9 protein-coding genes and 1 pseudogene are annotated in these 17,573 nt (G+C 64.9%); 1 reads left to right on the forward strand and 9 read right to left on the reverse strand.

Translation table 11 applies throughout. The features are described from left to right. Nucleotides 1–120: 120 nt before the first annotated feature. The 4 genes from BCL79_RS01415 to BCL79_RS01430 form a co-directional block, all read right to left on the reverse strand. Nucleotides 121–3,738, reverse strand: a complete 3,618-nt coding sequence (locus BCL79_RS01415; RefSeq protein WP_183073624.1) for an autotransporter outer membrane beta-barrel domain-containing protein — start codon at nucleotides 3,736–3,738, stop codon at nucleotides 121–123. A gap of 275 nt (nucleotides 3,739–4,013) precedes the next feature. After that, nucleotides 4,014–5,447, reverse strand: a complete 1,434-nt coding sequence (locus tag BCL79_RS01420) for a DUF1214 domain-containing protein (protein ID WP_220668889.1) — start codon at nucleotides 5,445–5,447, stop codon at nucleotides 4,014–4,016. Beyond that, nucleotides 5,402–6,823: a DUF1254 domain-containing protein gene (locus BCL79_RS01425; RefSeq protein ID WP_121036829.1), complete on the reverse strand. Its 1,422-nt coding sequence runs from the start codon at nucleotides 6,821–6,823 to the stop codon at nucleotides 5,402–5,404. Before BCL79_RS01425 ends, BCL79_RS01420 begins: the two co-directional genes overlap by 46 nt. Nucleotides 6,824–7,274: 451 nt before the next feature. Then, nucleotides 7,275–8,666 (reverse strand): aldehyde dehydrogenase family protein, encoded by a 1,392-nt coding sequence (locus BCL79_RS01430; RefSeq protein WP_121036830.1) that lies wholly within the window; start codon nucleotides 8,664–8,666, stop codon nucleotides 7,275–7,277. 152 nt (nucleotides 8,667–8,818) lie between these two features. On the opposite strand from BCL79_RS01430, the gene BCL79_RS01435 reads away from it, so the two are divergent. After that, on the forward strand, nucleotides 8,819–10,411 hold the full coding sequence (locus BCL79_RS01435; RefSeq protein ID WP_121036831.1) for a PQQ-dependent sugar dehydrogenase: 1,593 nt from the start codon (nucleotides 8,819–8,821) through the stop codon (nucleotides 10,409–10,411). Nucleotides 10,412–10,469: 58 nt separating this feature from the next. On the opposite strand, the gene BCL79_RS01440 is transcribed toward BCL79_RS01435, so the two are convergent. The 5 genes and pseudogenes from BCL79_RS01440 to BCL79_RS01455 form a co-directional block, all read right to left on the reverse strand. Beyond that, nucleotides 10,470–11,366 (reverse strand): BRCT domain-containing protein, encoded by an 897-nt coding sequence (locus tag BCL79_RS01440; protein WP_121036832.1) that lies wholly within the window; start codon nucleotides 11,364–11,366, stop codon nucleotides 10,470–10,472. A gap of 221 nt (nucleotides 11,367–11,587) precedes the next feature. Then, nucleotides 11,588–12,451, reverse strand: a complete 864-nt coding sequence (locus BCL79_RS01445) for an aldose epimerase (RefSeq protein WP_121036833.1) — start codon at nucleotides 12,449–12,451, stop codon at nucleotides 11,588–11,590. Beyond that, nucleotides 12,441–13,457 (reverse strand): glycoside hydrolase family 43 protein, encoded by a 1,017-nt coding sequence (locus BCL79_RS20430; RefSeq protein ID WP_310793642.1) that lies wholly within the window; start codon nucleotides 13,455–13,457, stop codon nucleotides 12,441–12,443. The genes BCL79_RS01445 and BCL79_RS20430 overlap by 11 nt, the downstream gene beginning before the upstream one ends. Next, nucleotides 13,434–14,960 (reverse strand): annotated as a pseudogene (locus tag BCL79_RS20435) (MFS transporter); the annotation flags it as partial. The gene BCL79_RS20430 and the pseudogene BCL79_RS20435, both read right to left, overlap by 24 nt. After that, nucleotides 14,914–17,538 (reverse strand): glycoside hydrolase family 3 protein, encoded by a 2,625-nt coding sequence (locus tag BCL79_RS01455; protein ID WP_183073738.1) that lies wholly within the window; start codon nucleotides 17,536–17,538, stop codon nucleotides 14,914–14,916. The pseudogene BCL79_RS20435 and the gene BCL79_RS01455, both read right to left, overlap by 47 nt. Nucleotides 17,539–17,573: the final 35 nt, after the last annotated feature.

Below are 17,573 nucleotides of genomic sequence, written 5' to 3' on the forward strand. Positions count from 1 at the left end.
CGCTTCCGGCCAATAGCAGCCGCTCCCTCTACGTAAAATGCTCACGTCCAAGTAGATGATTCCTTAGGCGCCCAAGCATGGACCCCATTGGTACTGGACCTTGCTGCTGGATTTCAAGCTCTACCAATGCCAGCGCATGCCTACCTTTGCGTTCCATGAGGTCTCTTCGCCGTCAAAGCTCCACGTGTAGTCGGCGTCTGCAAAAAAATAGCCGGTAGCGCTGACCTGCCAGGTACCGCCCACCCCTGCTTCGCCCCAACTGTCGCCAAGGTCGGCGGTAAAGGGGACGTAGCCGCGTGCACTGGAAAACTCGGTGGTCGGTGTGCCGCTGAACTGGTGCCAAGCGTTGGCGCGTATCCACCAACTTGTGGCGCGCATACCTGAGCTGACCGCTCTCTCGCCGGTACGATTAAGCCGCAGGCCCAGTCGGCCCACGGTGGAATCGCCATCGGTGTAACGGACCCGTGCAACGGCATCGACCAAGTCGTCCAGCGTGATCTTCTGCCAGATCAATTGAGCCTGGGGCTCGATGCGCCAGCCTGTCCGGCTGGGCTCGCCACTGCCGGCTTGCCCGATAAGCCACGGCCAGCCGGCTTCCACGGAAGCAAGCACGCCATCGCCATTGGTGAAGATGTCCGGCAGGCGGGTGGACCGCGCACGGAAGTCATACCAGGTGTATTGAGCAACGACATCCACGTACGCGCCACGGGGGGAGAACGCTGTCCAGTATGTGCCGATAGTGCGCGCGTCGAACTCGTCGGTGCCGGCATGGAACTCGTAGTCAGGGAAGGTATGACGCACTCGACCACGAGCCTTCCCATAGGCCAGGTAGCTGCCGGCGTGCTGGTGGCTGCCGTCCTCGCTGAGAGAGCGGTACAGGTCCACGCCAACCTGCAGCACATCGAACGCATAGTCGAAGCCCGGTCCCCGGTCTCCGTAGATGCCCTGGCTCCCTCCGTCACGTTCGCCGTCATGATGCAGCACGCGTAACCACGCGCCAGCAAGGCCAGTCCCTCCTGACGAGAGGTCGTCCCGTTGCTGCAGCATATGCTCTTCGCCTACGCGCTCATGCAACGTATCAACCACGGCTCGGCCGTAGATTGCTGCCATGGTTGGCAATGCCGCGGCCAGCGACACCTCCTGCCGGTAGGCCGGCGTGGGCATGGGGGGCGTCGGCGGCACCGGCGGCGGAAGTGGCGGGTCCGGCGGCGGCACCGGCGGTTGCGGCGGCGGATCCGGTGGAGGAAGCGGCGGAGGATCAGGGTCTGGATCTGGCGGCGGCGGTGGCGGTGGCGGTGGCGGCGGGGGTGGGGGTGGTGGTGGTGCTGGTGCTGGGCACGGTGGAGAGGGCGCACCTGGGGCGGCGCAATCGATTACCGACCGTAGGAACCAGCTGTTGTCCGTGTCGCTGCTGCTCGCATCGGCAACTCCGCCTTGATAGAGGAAATACTCGTATGGGCCGGCGACGACCGGGCTGGAAAGGCTGAAGGCGCCGGCCGATGTGGTTGCGTTGACGGACTGTACGAGCAGGATGCCGTTGGATTCGGTCACCGCGCCACTGCCCCCGGTGTTGCGCACCTGGATGCGACTCTGGCCGGCGCCCGCACCGTCCACGATGACCAACCGGTCAGATGCTGAGCCGTCCGTGGCCAGCCAGGTGTTCATGGCGAGCAGCCCGTCGTAGCCGACGTAGTCGGTGACGGTCAGCGCCATGTAGCTCTCCGGCAGCGCCGGATCGCCGAGCGGTGCCCCGAAATCAATCAAACCCGCCTGATGCGAGAGCGACGTCAGCAGCGATGAGTCGCTCATCAGCCACGTGCTGTCATTCAACACCACGGTTGAAACGCTGTCGGGGCCGGTCTGGGCGAAGCCAGACAACGAAGAGCGCTCTGCATGGATGTAGGCATCGGCCGGATCACCGCCCAGGTTCGCGCCCACGTACAGCCATTGCCCGCTTCCGCCGACGGTGGTGTTCGTGAGCTGGACGTTCACCCCGTCACTGCCATTCACGTAGATCGTGGGTCCATCTACATTGCTGAGCCGGCTGTCGGCAAAGTCCGCTCGCGGAAAGAAGCCGCTGAGCCACAACGCGGGCGCACCCTGCCCGTAGCTGGAGACATCCGTGTTGGATGCACTGACCCGGCCACCGTATGCCGCGAGAACGCCCGCCGTCTGCGCGCCGTCGACAATGACATCGACGTCGTCCAAGGACACCATTCCGGCCTGCGCGACGACACCATGACTTCCAGTCCCCACTGTCTTGACGGTACTGGAGGCCAACCGGACTTCCCCGCCATTGCGCGCCACCGCCCCCCAGGAGCTGTCGGCGCCCGTGCCGCTGATCACCAATCCGGTTCCCTCGAAAAGGCCTGTAGCCTCGGCGGCAATCACACCTTCAGCATCCTCGTTCGTGCTGATGAGTGTCCCGCCGCCAGACAGTGACACGTGGCCAAGCGAGTCCCTTACAGATACAGCAGACCATCCCGCGCTCACGTTGACGGTGCCTGCCAGCAGCGCCTGCGAGCCCAGAGCGAAGATGCCACCGCCGGTTGCGGAGGACACGTTCAAGGCGCTACTCGCTTCACTCGTGAACTGCGAGCCCGTATCGAGATAGATGGCGCCTTCCCCGCTCTGGTTCTGAACGCCAAGTGTGCTGCCACCGCGCAGGAGGAAGCTGGCCGAATTGCTACCGACGATGCCTTGCTTGCCGCCCAGCACGTTCAGGCTGCCGGCATTGAAGAACACGCGGCTGGCGTTGTTGTCAATGCCGATCGAACCCGTTCCCGCAGCGGTAATGGCCGCCTGACCCGCCAGCGTCAGTTCGGCGCCCTGGACCAGCGCCGCACCGTAGCTGTTGCTTCCCGTCTGGATCTGCGTGTCCGTCAACGAGGCAACGCTGCCTGCGGTCATGTACAGGCCCCAGCTCTGCTCCCCTACCAGGAACCTTCCGCGGGTGTCGTTCAACCGCGCGGGCGCAAGTGCACCCGTACCCCACCACCCGACGCTGCGATTTCCCAAGGTGAGCGAGGTGTCGGTCAGGTTCGTTCGCGACCCCAGCACGGGCGAGGCGTAGGTAGCGCTGAAGATGTTGTAGATGCCCGTCGAATAGTCGCCCAGCTCGAAGGTTCCATTGGTGACGTTGAGCTCGGATTCGCCCGCTACGAAGCCGCCGAACGTGCGCCCGGCACCTGTGATGCCGCTGCCGATCCGCACGATCGTATTGGTTGCGTTTATCTGCGCGAAGCTGCCGTTCTGCCCAGGCAGCCCACCGCCCGGATCCGTGTTCATGACCTGCAGGCCATAGCCGAGCGTGGTGGGAATATCGATGATGGAGCTCTCGACATTGGCCACGCCGCCGCCGAACGCTGCCACCACCGCCAGGGTCTGCGTCGGAACGTAGCTGGTGCCCGGGTGCAGCGTGAGCGTGGCATTGCGCAGGGTCAACGTACCCTGCGTGGTGGCCACGGCGTTGGCGAGCCGTTCCGGCGCCATGTACACGGTGGAATCGACGAAGGTCGCGTTTGCAGGGGCATAGGCGGCGCCTGGCCCGCTGAACACGGTGATGGGGCTGAAGTAACTGCCTGCGGGACGTTCGGCAACCGCCTGGTAGCCGGTGAATGTGGCGGTGGTGCCATAGGCCACGCGCACCACATCCCAGACGGTCTGGGTGATGGCCCCATCGGGCAGGTTGTAGGTGCCGCCATCGCACAGGGAGAGCCCGCGCGGATTGGTGGTCACGCCAAAGCAGCCCTGCGGTGCACCTGGCGTGGTGCCGAGCAGAGTGCCGCTCCCGGCTACCTCGGGGACGTCTGGCGGAGGCGCGTCAGGCGGTGGGGCTGCTTGGGCCTGTTGACTGAGAAGATGTGCCATTGCGATTGCAATCGATACCGCAAGGGACGCCGGACCACGCGACTGAGAGGGTTTTCGGGTCAAGATAGGCTGCAACATGGCGCCACTCCTTGTCACGGCACTTCCACAATCGGACGGTCCTCTGAACAGCGTCAGCTGACCGATCAGCGTTGCGTCGGCTGTTTGAGCAACTCTGGCGGGTAGTAGGTTCCGTCCTTCACCCCCAGCTTTGGTCCATAGAATCGGAAGGTGAGGCGGTAGTCCTTGCCTTTGGGTGTGGGCAGCCAGTTCTGGTCCGGCGCATCACTGGGCTTCTCGGGTGCAAAATACAGCGTCAGCGAGCCGTCGGCATTGTGCTTGAGTCCGGATTCGCGGTTGAGCAGGAACCGGTTCTTGGGGTTCGGCAGCACGCGGGCGAATACCGGATCCACTGCGATCACGGACCAGAAGTAGTCGGCATAACTCGGTGGCAACGCATCCTTCGGGAAGGTCATGGTGTAGGCATTGTCCCCGTTGAGCTGGGTGCCGGTGCTATCCAGGTTCCCCTTGTAGTACACGACCTCGTCCATTCGATTGGCCCAGATGCCGCCCAGGTTCACCAGCGTCCGGCCAAGCCAGTCATCTCCGTAGGTGCCGGCCACTGCGGGCCTGGCCCAGCCGTTGCGCAGGGTGCCGTGACCGACGGTCGGCGAAGCCTTCAGCAGATCGGCGTGTGCCTTTTCGCGTACTACCTTCTCAACCCGTTCCCGCTCTGCTGGATCCTGGATGCCGGCGCCGATGGCGCGTGCCTTGGCGGCCACCGGCTCCATGCCGGGGTTGATGTCACGTTCGCTATCCAGCACCTGAACCACGTTGTCGAACGCATCCGCACCCGGCAGGTGCTGTTGGTCGAAGGCAACCACGGGTGGCAGAGAGGGGGTTCCCGGGGCGCCGAGCGCGCGCAGTGCGAACTTGTGCTGCAGCGAGACTGCCTGGTTCCAGTCATCACCCAGCTCCACCCGCGCCAGCATGCGCATGTACTTCACCGGCACATCGATGCGGGTCACGCCCTTCGGCAGCGCCACGGCTGCACCGGTGAGGCATATGGCGAACTCCCCGGAGGGCTGTGCCGGCTGGGTGCGTTCATTGATGTTTGCCACCGTCTCACCCCAGCCGTTGAGGAACTGCACGGTGTAGTAGCGACCACTGATCTTCGGCACGGTCACAACCGTGCAGCTGTTTTCGTCAACGGCAACCCAGGCTTCCGAGTACGCAACGTCCAGGTTGGGGTTGGGCCAGTCCACGGCACCCGGTTTGCGGTGGGCAATCTCGTTCCACTTCATGCCCTCGGCCAGGTCCGCCTTCTGCTGCCGCAGCACCAGCAGCCGGCCGAGCAGGTAAATCCAGGCATCGCTGATGTCCTGGTCCGAGTAGGCGCGGGCTCCCGCCGGTTTCTCCGGTGCGGTGGTGGCGACGGGCGCCGGCTGGGGCGTGCTGCTCTGTTGTGGACTGCGGTTGCAGCCGGTCAAGGCTACGGACAGCATCACGATCAAGGAGGCGCAGGCGGTTCCGTTCATGCGGTTTTCTCTCCAGCGGGGACCACAGCGGGCGGCGACCACGCGCCATCCAGGATGGCCGCATCCGGCCAGTAGGTGCGCACATACAGCGAGAACGGAGCCCCCCTCGGCGATGGCAACCAGTTGCCTTGCAGTGCCGGGTCGCTTGGCGGGTCCGGCTGCACATACAAGGTCAGACTGCCATCGGCCCCGCGGACCAGGTCCTGGTTCTTCGTGCCCAGTGAGAAACGGTCAACCGGGTTGGGAAAGAAGAAGTGCTGGGCGTCGTACAGCGTCAGCGACCAGAATCCTTTCACCGGGGGCTCGCCCTTGGCGAAAGTCACGGTGTAACGCTGGCTTCCGTCCAGTCGCGCGCCGTTGGCATCGAGGTCCTGGTAAAAGTAGGTCGCTTCGTTCGGCTTGTTTACATAGATGTTCGACTTGGCTACTGCAGTGCGGCTGAAGTAGTCGGTGCCGAATCGGGCGCCGTTGCGGATGGTGGTCCAGTTGCCCGGCAACGGAATTCCGAAGTTGCGGAACTCGAGCAGCGGTGCGATCAGTTCGCGCTCGGTCCGTACAGCTTCGTCGGTGATCGTCGCCTTGAGGGCGGGGTCACGTGCAGCGGCATCGACCAGCGCCAAGGCCTTTGCGTATTGGGCCTGCTCGCCCGGAAGTGGCGTGGTGTCGGCCAGCACCGTGGCCAATTCATCCCAGAACGTGGCCGGGTCCACCTTGGGCGCTTCGCTGCCATCCGGTTGCGGCGGGGGCGCGGGAAAGTCCGGCGTGCTGCTCCAGTCGCGTGTCTTCATGCGGCCATCGAACTGTGACAGTGGGTACATGTCGATCTGGCTCAACAGTGCCTGCACCGCTTGTCGATCTTCTTCAGTGTCGTCAAGGAAGACGCGTGGTATGGCGTAGCCACTGAAGGTGGTGCTGCGGAAGACACGGTTGATCTTCTCCGGCGGCTCCCCCTTCCAGTCTGGCCCCACCAGCAGGTAAAAACCCGGCGGCGTTGCGTACATGCTGCCCAGCTCGGCGAAGCTGTCGGTCCGCGTGTCGACCACCTGGTACACCCAGAAGCGGGTGCCGAAATCCGGCACCTGCAGGACGACCGGTTCAATGTCCAACGCCAGTGGACCGCCGCCATACACCACGTCCTGGTTGGGGCACGCCACCTCACGTTCGCTCGGTGCGACATAGTCGGTCAGCATGCTCAGCTGGTTGGGGGGCGCCGCCGGCAGGACCCCTCCCAGCCGGCCCGGGCCAGGGAGTGACTGGAAGTTCACCCGACGGTTGTAAATGTTCACCATCGGCCATGCCCAGAAGTACACGTCTCGCGCCGCCGATCGGGCATAGGCTTCGGTCAGTCGCGTGCCCGGCATGGGGCCCGCGGTTTCATCTGATGCAGACGTGGGCGAACGGTGCGTTTGGTCTGCCATGGCAGTTCCCGTGCGGTGGGCCGAAGCCACGATGCTGGGGTATGCGCAGAGCGCCCGCCTCTGGTGTTCTACGCAGGGGAAGCCAGTAAAAGTACGGTGTCTCCTGTACCTGATTAACCAGATTTCGCCGAAAAGCTTATCTCTGGTCACCCAGCTGCCGAAACTTCACCGCTAATCTGCCGACTCCGCTTTCGGCCAGTAGAAGACCTCTGCCCTACCCCTGATAACGATCCCTTATCACTAGGGTCACGGGCCTGGGGAATTCGCGTGAGCCATAGCTCCTGATTCGCCTCGTAAGGGGCAAGTAGGGTTCCAACTGTGCACGCCGGCCATCGTCGGCCACCCACGTACCGATGGAGCCCCGAAATGTCCGCTTCCACCAACCGTCTGCCACCCGGCGTGGAATCGCGGCGAAGGCGCAACGCCGAGTTGCGCCTCGCCTGCGCTGAAATCAAGCCGATGCTTTCGCGGCAATCTTGATCGACTTGACGTTCACGAACTCCTTCAGACCTTCCGGACCGTGCTCGCGACCATAGCCCGACGCCTTCACGCCACCGAACGGAAGCGTTGGCGATGCCACGTCGAAGGTGTTGATGAAGATCATGCCGGTGTCGAAGTACTTGCTGGCCAGCTCCCGGGCGCGCTGCACGTCACGGCTGAAGATGCCCCCGCCCAGGCCGTAGCGGCTGTCGTTGGCGATGCGCATGGCATCCTCATCGTCCTCGGCGCGGATGATGGCCGCTGCAGGACCGAACAGCTCATCTTCGTAGGCCACCTGCCCCGGCGCCACATCCGCCAGCACCGTGGCCGGGTAGAACCAGCCGGTGCGGTCCGGCACTTCACCGCCCACCAGAAGACGGGACCCTTGCGAGACGCTCTTGGTCACCTGTTCGTGCAGCTTGTCGCGCTGCGCCTTGGAGACCATGGGGCCGAGCTGGGTGTCGTCGGCATTCGGGTCGCCCATCCGGATCGCTTCGAACGCCTTTGCATAGCCGCTGACGAAGGCGTCATAGTTCTTCTTTGTCACGATGAAGCGCTTGGCGTTGACGCAGGTCTGGCCGTTGTTGAACAGGCGGCCCTTGACGCAGGTCGCCACCGCCAGATCCAGGTCGGCATCGTCCAGCACCAGATAGGCGTCGTTGGAGCCCAGTTCAAGCACGGTCTTCTTGAGGGCCGCACCGGCCTTGGCTGCCACGGTGCGCCCTGCCGCCTCGCTGCCGGTCAGTGTCACCGCGCGCACCAGATCGTTTTCCACGATGTCATTGGATTGATCGTGGCTGATCAACAGCACCCCGAACAGCCCCTTGGGCAGCCCGGCACTTTCGTAGATATCACGCAGCAGCAGCCCACTGCCGGTGCAGCTCTCGGCATGCTTGAGCAGTACGCCATTGCCGGCCATCAGGCTGGCGATGGAATAGCGGATCGCCTGGTAGGCCGGGAAGTTCCACGGCTGAATGCCGTAAACCACGCCGATGGGCGCGTGGGTCACGATGCCTGTGGCACCGTCCACATCGCGCTCCTCATCGGCCAGCACGACCGGCCCCTGCTTGGCGGTGTAGTCACAGATGCCGGCACACAGCTCGATCTCGGTACGGCTGTCTTCGATGAGCTTGCCGACCTCGTCGGTCATCAGCTGTGCGAACTCTTCCTTACGCTCGCGGAGTGCTTTTGCGATGCCAGCGATGACGGTTGCGCGCTCATCCAGGCTACGCAGACGCCATTGCAGAAACGCTTCATGGCTTGCCTTCACGACGGCGGCTGCTTCAGCGTCGGACATGTAGGAATAGGTGGCGACCACTTCCTCGGTCAGCGGATTGATCGTGGTGAGTTGCTTGTTGGGCATGGAAAGAGACTCTTCACTTCAAAAGGCGGTCCGGAAAGGGTCGCTTTCGTGCAGTTCCTCTGCCGTGAATTCTTCGGCGGTGCGCCTCACTGGAGGTTCACTGGACCCCATTGCTACAGTGCGCCTTCGGCTTGCCCTGACGAACTCCCTACATGCGCTCCTGGTTGCGAACAGTCTCCATCACCCTGACTGCCTCCTTGGCTACCGCCGCTGTGGCCAGCCTGATGCAGACCCAGATCAATCTGCATGCGCTTACCCAGCTGGGCCTTGAGGTCAGCTGGCAGGCCCGGGCTGCCGTTACCGTGGAGGATCTGGCCCGGTTCGGACCTGTGATGGTTGGTTTTTCGCTGGCCGGCTGCGTCCTCGCGCTAGGTCTGCAGGCGGGCCTGCGGCGGTTGGGGTTGAGCGCCCTGCCCTGCGCGCTGCTCGCCAGTCTGGTTGGGTTGGCCATCGTGCTGGCGCTGCTGCGCAGCGTGATCCCGATGCCGGCGATCGCTGCGATCCGGGAGATGCCCGGCCTCGCCGTGCTCAGCGTGTGTGGGCTGGTGGGAGGGTACGTGAGCCACACGCTGAAAGTACGTGTCGTGCACGGAGCACGCCGGCACGGCCGGGCGGCTTACCTGCTGCCTGCTTGCCTGGTGTTGCTGCCGCTTGCGTCGTTCCTGTTGATGCGCCCGATGCCGGAACGGTCACAGCCCCCTGCGGCGGCGGGATACCACGCCACCATCGTCGCCGACGGCCTGCAGTGGCCGTGGTCGCTGGCGGAACTGCCGGACGGAAGACTGCTCGTCACCGAGATGGCTGGCCGCCTGAAGGTGATTGACCACGCCGGCGAACGTGTGGACGTCGACCTTTCCAGATTGCCCGAGGGGTATCAGCGGGAGCGCGTGATCGGTCTGATGGACATCGCCCTCTCCCCCGATTACGAGAACGACCGCCGCATCTATCTGACGCAGGGCTACCGTGATCCGCGTGGCGTGGGCGTCCGTTTGATGCGTAGTGCGCTCAACTTCGCCGGCGATGAGTGGTCGATAGATCAGGTGGAGGTTCTATTCGAATCCACGCCAAAGCCCAGCGACGGCAACAACGGCGGGCGCTTGGCGTTTCTCGACACGCACACCCTGCTGATGACGGTGGGCGATGGGAGTGCACGCCGGGAGGAAGCCCAGAACCAAAGCAACTCGCTGGGCAAAGTGATGCGCATTTCGCTCGCCCCGAGTGCAAACGGCGCGGCCATATACACCTCAGGCCACCGCAACCCGCAAGGCATCGTGCGTGACCCCTTCACCGGCGCCGTGTATGTGAGCGAACACGGGCCGCGCGGCGGCGATGAGCTCAACCGGCTTCGACCGGGTGGCAATTACGGCTGGCCGCTGGTCAGTCACGGAATCGATTACCCGTTTGCCCGGGTGAGCCCGTTTACGCATCACCAGGGGTTCGAGGACCCGGAGGTGATCTGGTCGCCGTCCATCGCACCCTCTGGCTTGGCCGTCTATCAAGGCGCCCTTTTCCAGGGATGGCAGGGCGATTTCCTGGTGCCGGCATTGCGTGAGCGGAGTGTCCGCCGCCTTGTTCGCGATGGTGACCGTGTAGTGCGCCAGGAGCTGTTGCTCGGTGAACTCGGCGAACGTATTCGTGACGTCAAGGTCGCTGGAGATGGTTCCATCTACGCGCTCACCGACGGGGTGGACGGGAAGCTGCTGCGGATGGTGCCAAGGGACCCCTTGAGCACGCCGCTCAAGTGACGCCGGCCGCGACGCTTGCGGTGTCGCGAGCGCTGGAACTATCGGGAATTCATGCCCACTAGCTGCCGTGATCGGCCAACGCATCGTGAAAGTCGAGCTCGTGGACGATGACAACCCGAGATCCTGCTTTACGCAGCTTAATGGCCTTCTCGACCTTGCGTCCGTAGCACGCAAACGCCCAGCACGGATTCCCTTCTGCACCAATGACCAGGTAGTGGACTTTCTTTGAAGGCGATGAATGGGCCGATCCCCCAAGCCTCTTAACGACGCCTTCGAATTCGGCGCGGGTGAAGCGCGACGATGCGCCTGTAAAGCAGAAGCCCCTTTCCATGAAGCTGATCTCTGGATCCACCGCGCATAAGCCAACGATCTGCCGCCCTTCCAACACGCGCGGACTGGTGATTGTGCGGTCGTCAAGCAAGGGCGTGAACTCTGCGAAGAAAGCTTGGAGCATCGCGTGTTCCTTCGCGTCTATCTGCTTGTCGGCAAGCACCCCTGTGATCAGGCTGCCCACCTCGTCGAAGGGCCAGCATGTTTTCAGGTGCTCGTGATCTGCCATCCAATCGGACAGGGCGCGCAGCTCTTCCACGGAGATATGCGTGTCCGCGACGATGCCCCCCATGATGGCGTGCAACCGCTGCAGGTCGGCAGTCACGTCGTCGTAGAACTCAGTCGAGCGCAGGCGTTCACACAGCCACACGATGTCTGCGTGTTCTTCCTCGGTCAGGATGCCGTCGGCTACCGCGGCAGTGACAACCGGCACGAGCTCGTTGAAGGAGTGCTGGTCACGCACGGCGTCGTGCTCGGCCAGCCACAGATTGAGGTAGTCGAGCTCAAGGGCGTTGATCTGGCCGTCGATCACGATACCTTCGACGATGCCGATGAGCGCGTTGACGGACTTGTCCAGCCGGGCTTTCGAGGTGAACTTGAAATAGTTGCGGTGATCCGAGTGCATTGCGTTACGTCCCTGTTCAACGCCGTCCAGTGGCGTGTTGTGGAAACTTACCGCCTTATCGCCATCAGGCGCTAGAGCCGAGATTACACCCGCCCGGGACCGGTCACGGGCATTCTGGCAGCGTGCCCGCGCGTCCACGCGCTATGTGCAGGTTCTTGGGGGGTACCGGCTGGTAGAGGCAATGTCGCGTTTCGCTCCATCCCATGCTGCGCTGTCCCGCGTCATTCCGCGCGTGGGGTAGTTACATTGCCCCAACGCAGCTCGAACCTCAGTTCCAGCGCCTGCCCCGACTCCAGCCGCTTCGGCGCCAGCGTGAACCCATCAGGCGGCCCAGTCTGAGGCTCCACACAGGTCGCGTGCGCAGTCCCGTCATACACCACCCAGTGATCCGAGTCCGCCCGCAGCTCCAGCCGCTGCGCCCCAGACACCAGCACCACCTCAGCCTGGTTGATGAAACAGTCATCCCACGGCCCGGTCGCGGGCGCGGGCGCGACACAAGGCAATGTAGCGATGCCCTCCCCGTCCCGTGGATACATCGCACTCGGCGAGAACAGCAGCTGATCCGGCTTCCGGAACCACGGGTGCCAGCCAAGTACCGCCGGCATCGCCTGGTCGCCGGCTTGCACCGCCAGCCTCAGCTTCAGACGGTCGGGCAGCACATGGATCGCCTGCGTCGCACGCCCCCCGAAAGGCCAATGCCCATCCTCAGGAAGCGCCAGTGACAGCGTCGCGGTATCCGCCCCAAGATTTTCAATCCGCCACGGCCGCGAGAACCCTACGCCATGGATGGCATGCGCCCCAAGGTTCGGTGGGAGCTCAAACGCCTTGCCATCAAACACAAAGCGCCCCTGCCGAATCCGGCCCGCCCAAGGCACCATCGGATAGCACCCCCATCCAATGGCGGCCGCCCCACCCTCGTCCTCGCCCACCAGCCAGTCCACATCGTCGTACCGCATCTGGGCGATACGGCCACCGGCGTCCGGTGCAAGCGCGACCTCCAGCCTGCCCGCGCGCAACCAGTACAGGCGCCCACCATGCAGGGGCGCCTGCGCATCATCCTTGGGTGACGCCGCTTCAAACGCCATACGGATCGATCGTCCGGATGCTGCCGTCCGCCTCCATGTGCAGCGGCGTGCACTTGACTGAGCGCAGATGGGTCACGCCGCCGGACAACAAGGCGTCGTGATAGAAGAGATGCCACTGGCCCTCGAACGCGCAGATGGAGTGGTGCGTGGTCCAGCCCACCACGGGCTTCAGGATCACGCCGCCATAGGTGAACGGTCCGTACGGACTGTCGCCGATGGCGTAACACAGCAGGTGCGTATCACCGGTCGAGTACGACAGGTAATACCGCCCATCGTACTTGTGCAGCCACGGCCCTTCGAAGAACCGGCGCGCGTGGTCATCAGCCCGCAGCGGCTGTCCGTGCTCGTCCAGGATGACGATCTCGCGCGTGGGCTCCGCCAGTCGGGTCATGCCCGCGTCCAGCCGCGCTACACGCGGCCCCAGTGCAGGCGCATCGCCGGTGGGCTCCTCATGTTCCGCATCAAAGCGATTGTCCCGGTACTTCTGCAGTTGGCCGCCCCAGATGCCGCCGAAGTAAAGGTAATGCGCGCCGTCGTCGTCCTCGTACACGGCCGGATCGATGGAGTACGTGCCCTCGATCGGCTCGGGCTCGGCGGTGAACGGGCCTTCGGGACGATCCGCCACGGCGACGCCGATGCGGAACATGCCCTGCCCGTCCTTGGCCGGGAAATAGAGGTAGTAGCGGCCGTCGCGGTGGGCCGCATCCGGCGCCCACATCTGCTGCGCGGCCCAGGGCACGTCGCGCAGATGCAGCGCTAGGCCGCAGTCGGTGGCCTCACCTTCGGGGGAGTCCATCCGCAGCACGTGGTAATCCTCCATGCGGAAGTGGCCACCCTCGTCGTCGAAGGACGCGCCGCCGTCGATATCGTGCGACGGATAGAGGTACAGGCGCCCTTCGAACACATGGGCCGAGGGGTCGGCCGTGTAGATGTGGGTCACCAGCGGCGGGGAGATGGCATGCGCCGCGAGCCGATCAAGGGTGCTTCCCTGCCGACGCAGGTGCAGGTCCTGCTCGATGCGCGTCTCCATCCCTTTGTCGATCTTGTAGAGGAAGAGCAGTGCAACGGCGACCAGGAAGGGAATGGAGCAGTAGAGGCTCACCGTCAGCCGGATGCCGTCCACCACCGCCTGCGGCTGTTGTTCCGCGCCGGTCTGATAGCCGTGGTGCGCAAGAATGCCGGCGACCAGCGCACCGCCGATGCTGAGCCCGATCTTCAACCCGCACAGCATCGCGGAGAAGATGATCGCGGTGGCGCGGCGATGGTTCTTCCATTCGGAGTAATCGGCCACATCGGCGATCATCGCCCACAGCAGCGGGATGGTGATGCCGTAGCAGAACCCGTGCAGCATGAAGGCGCCGAAGGCCACGCCGACCGCCGTGGGCGGAAACAGGTAGAACACCAGCAGGAACACGGTGGATACCAGCAGTGCGCCACCGAATACGTCACGTTTGCCGAAGCGGTCGGCCAGGCGCCGGGAGACCCCGATGCCCAGGATCATGCACAGGATGCCGCAGGCGTTGAACAGGCTGAACGCCGAGGTCGCCGGGTCCTCCGGCCAGGTGAAGCCGGACAGGCCCCACCCGTTGAGTGTCGCGTTCAATCCGCCGATGAAGCGGTTGAAGCCGGTGGTGTCGAGGAAGCCCGCCAGCGCGGCCTCGCTCATGTAGTACTGGAAGTAGTAGATGTAGGTGCCGCCCTTCAGGGCCAGGTTGATGAAGACCAGCACCGTCAGGGCCAGCATCACCTTCCACGGCCGGTTGTGCAGCAGGTCGGACAGGTCCTGCATCACCCCGCCGGTCTGTTCCTTGGCCGGCACGATGCGCTCGCGCGTGGTGGCGAAGGTGACCAGGAAGAACAGCGTGCCCACCACCGCGAACACCGTCATCACCCGCTCGAAGCCCTGCACCCGATCCCCGTCGCCCAGGATCAGCACCAGCGGCAACAGCAGGACCTGGATGATGAACTGCGCGATCATCACCGCCACGAAGCGGTAGGCAGAGAGGCTGTTGCGCTGGGCCATGCTGCCGGTGAGCACGCCGCTGAGCGCGGAGTACGGCAGGTTGTTGGCCGCGTACACGAACATCAGCAGGCCATAGGTCACCAGCGCATAGAGAACCTTGCCCTGCGCACCCAGGTCCGGCGTGCTGAAGGCGAGCAGCGACAGCACGCCGAACGGGATCGCCGTCCACAGGATCCAGGGCCGGAACTTTCCCCACCGGCTGACGGTGCGGTCGGCGGCAATGCCGATCAGCGGGGTGAACACGAAGGCACCCAGCAGGCCGATCACGAAGATGATCGTGGCCGCCGTGGCGGGCGGCAACCGGTACACATCGGTATAGAAGAACGCCAGATAGGTGATCAGCGTCTGGAAGATCAGGTTGGCCGCGAGGTCGCCCAGGCTGTAGCCCAGCTTCTCCCGGACGGACAGGATGTGCTCGGGGGTATCGCCGTGGCGGGCATCAGTCACGATTCGCCTCCACCGTGAAGCGGCTCCGCACGCGGGCATCGGCGCTTGAGCCGCCTATCCGCACCTCATACGCCCCGGCCGGAACGACATAGGTGCCGCGCGCGTCGTCGTACTCGCGCAGCGCCTGCTGCGCGTCCAGCTCGAAGGTCACGGTACGCCGCTCGCCCGGCGTCAGGTGAACGCGTTGGAAGCCGCGCAGGGTCTGTTGCGCATCGCCTGCACCCGCTGCAAGCCGCCGCACATACAGCTGCACCACTTCATCGCCCGCCCGCTTGCCGGTGTTGGCCACCTCCACCTGCACCTTGAGCGTGCCGTGGTCGGCCATACGGGGCGCATCGAGGCTTGGCTTGCCGTAGTCGAAACGGGTATAGGACAGGCCGTAGCCGAAGGGATACAGCGGCGTGCCGCGGAAATAGCGGTAGGTGCGGCCCTCCATCGCGTAATCATCGAACGCGGGCATTGCCTGGTCTGCGCGGTAGAACGTCACCGGCAGCCGGCCGCCCGGATTGACGTCGCCAAACAGCGCCTCGCCCACGGCGGTGCCGCCGCGTTGCCCGGGATACCAGCTCATCAGGATCGCGGAGAGGTTCGTCTGGGCCCACTCCACCGCCAGCGCCGATCCTCCCGTCAGCACCATCACCACAGGCTTGCCCGTGGCGTGCAGCGCTTCCAGCAGGGCGCGCTGGGTAGCGGGCAGACGCAGGTCGGTGCGGTCGCCGCCGGCGAAGCCCGGATAGTTGACCGTCATCTCTTCGCCCTCGACATCGCCGGTCAGGCCGCCGACGAACACCACCACGTCCGCACTCCGGGCGGCATCGACGGCTTCTTCGAACGGCGGCTTCGCCCCGGGCATGCGCCAGCCCAGCCGCACGCCGGCGTCGCGCTCGGCATCGTAGTACTCCAGCGTCAGCGCATAGGCACGGCCCGCCTGCAGGTCCAGATCGACACCGTCGCTGCGCAGGCGATCACTGTTGGCCCAGTGGTCCAGCACCCGCTTGCCATCCACGTAGAGGCGGAAGCCGTCGTCGGCCGCCGCCTCGATCCGGTAGCGGCCCGATACCGGCGGCAGCAGTTGGCCACGCCAGCGGATGCTGAAGCCATCGTTGGGGATGCCCTGCCCTGGTGCGGCCTCGCCGCGGGCCAGCAGGTTGTCGGTCGGCGAGCCGCGGTCCCAGCGGAACCCGATCTGGGCATCGGTGCGCACCAGCGCCGGCGTCCCTGACAGATCGGGCGTACGGAAGTACTCACCGCGCAGGCCGCGTTCCGGGGAGTCGGCCGAGGGCCGCAGATACGCCGCCTCGATCAGCGGCGTCGCGCTGGGATCGTCGCGCCCTTCGACCAGGTCCACACCACGCGCATAGCGCACCTCGATGCCCTTCGCCGCCTCGCGGATGCCCTGCAGGATCGTCACCGGTGCCGCCGGGGTGCCGAAGTAATTGCCGAGCAGTGCCATCGTGTCATCGGCCGTGGGGCCGACCACTGCGATGCGCTTGAGGTTGCGTGACAGCGGCAGCACGCCATCGTTCTTCAGCAGCACCAGTGATGCCTGCGCGGCCTTCAGGGCCAGCGCATCGTGCGCCGGGGCCTGGTTCACCGAGGCCGGAATCCGTGCCCAGCGCACGCGCTCGGGCGGATCGAACATGCCCAGCCGCATCCGCGCGGTGAACAGGCGCGTCACCGCATCGTCGATCTCGGCTTCGCTGATCAGGCCTTGGCGTACGGCGGCCGGCAGCGTGGCGTACTCCTGGCCGCACTCCAGCTCGGTGCCGTTCTTGACCGCCAGTGCCGCCGCAGCTTCGCGGGTGGGGACGATGTTGTGATGCTTCCAGATATCCACGATGGCCCAGCAATCCGACACCACGTAGCCCTTGAACCCCCACTCGCGGCGCAGCACGTCGCGCAGCAGGAACTGGCTGGCGCTGGCGGATTCGCCGTATACCCGGTTGTAGGCCCCCATCACCGCATCCACCTGGCCCTCCTTCACCAGCGCCTCGAACGCCGGCAGGTAGGTGTCGTACAGATCGCGCTTGCTGGGGCGGGCATCGAAGTGGTGGCGATCGGCCTCGGGACCGCTGTGCACGGCAAGGTGCTTGGCCGTGGCGTCCAGCTTGCGGTACACCGGGTCATCGCCCTGCAGGCCCTGCACGAAGGCGACGCCCATCCGCGCGGTGAGGTACGGGTCCTCACCGTAGGTTTCCTGGCCGCGTCCCCAGCGCGGGTCGCGGAAGATGTTGATGTTCGGCGACCAGTAGGTCAGCCCCTGATAGCGGGCGTGAAAACCTTCACGGACGAACTGGTGATGCTTGGCCCGCGCCTCGTCGCTGATGGTGGTGGCCACCTGCCCCATCAACGGCACGTCGAACGTGGCGGCCAACCCGATGGCCTGCGGGAACACCGTCGCCTGCCCTGCCCGCGCGACGCCGTGCAGGCCTTCGTTCCACCAGTCGTAGGCCGGAACGCCCAGGCGCTCGATGGCGGGCGCGGCGTTCTGCATCTGGGCGGCCTTTTCTTCCAGGGTCATCTGCCCCACCAGCGCGGCGGCGCGGGTTTCAAAGCTCGCCGATGTATCCAGCCACGGCTGGGTGTCGGCGGCGTGACCGGTGCTCGCCACTGTCATGGCAGCGCACAGCGCCAGCGTGCGGAAGATGGGGC

The organism is Stenotrophomonas rhizophila (assembly GCF_003651185.1).
Classification (GTDB): Bacteria; Pseudomonadota; Gammaproteobacteria; order Xanthomonadales; family Xanthomonadaceae; genus Stenotrophomonas; species Stenotrophomonas maltophilia_Z.

Coding starts and splice junctions, on each gene's coding strand:
- BCL79_RS01425 (WP_121036829.1), bottom strand. CDS start 6,823: ATGGCAGACCAAACGCACCGTTCGCCCACGTCTGCATCAGATGAAACC.
- BCL79_RS01430 (WP_121036830.1), bottom strand. CDS start 8,666: ATGCCCAACAAGCAACTCACCACGATCAATCCGCTGACCGAGGAAGTG.
- BCL79_RS01455 (WP_183073738.1), bottom strand. CDS start 17,538: ATGACAGTGGCGAGCACCGGTCACGCCGCCGACACCCAGCCGTGGCTG.
- BCL79_RS01445 (WP_121036833.1), bottom strand. CDS start 12,451: ATGGCGTTTGAAGCGGCGTCACCCAAGGATGATGCGCAGGCGCCCCTG.
- BCL79_RS01435 (WP_121036831.1), top strand. CDS start 8,819: ATGCGCTCCTGGTTGCGAACAGTCTCCATCACCCTGACTGCCTCCTTG.
- BCL79_RS01440 (WP_121036832.1), bottom strand. CDS start 11,366: ATGCACTCGGATCACCGCAACTATTTCAAGTTCACCTCGAAAGCCCGG.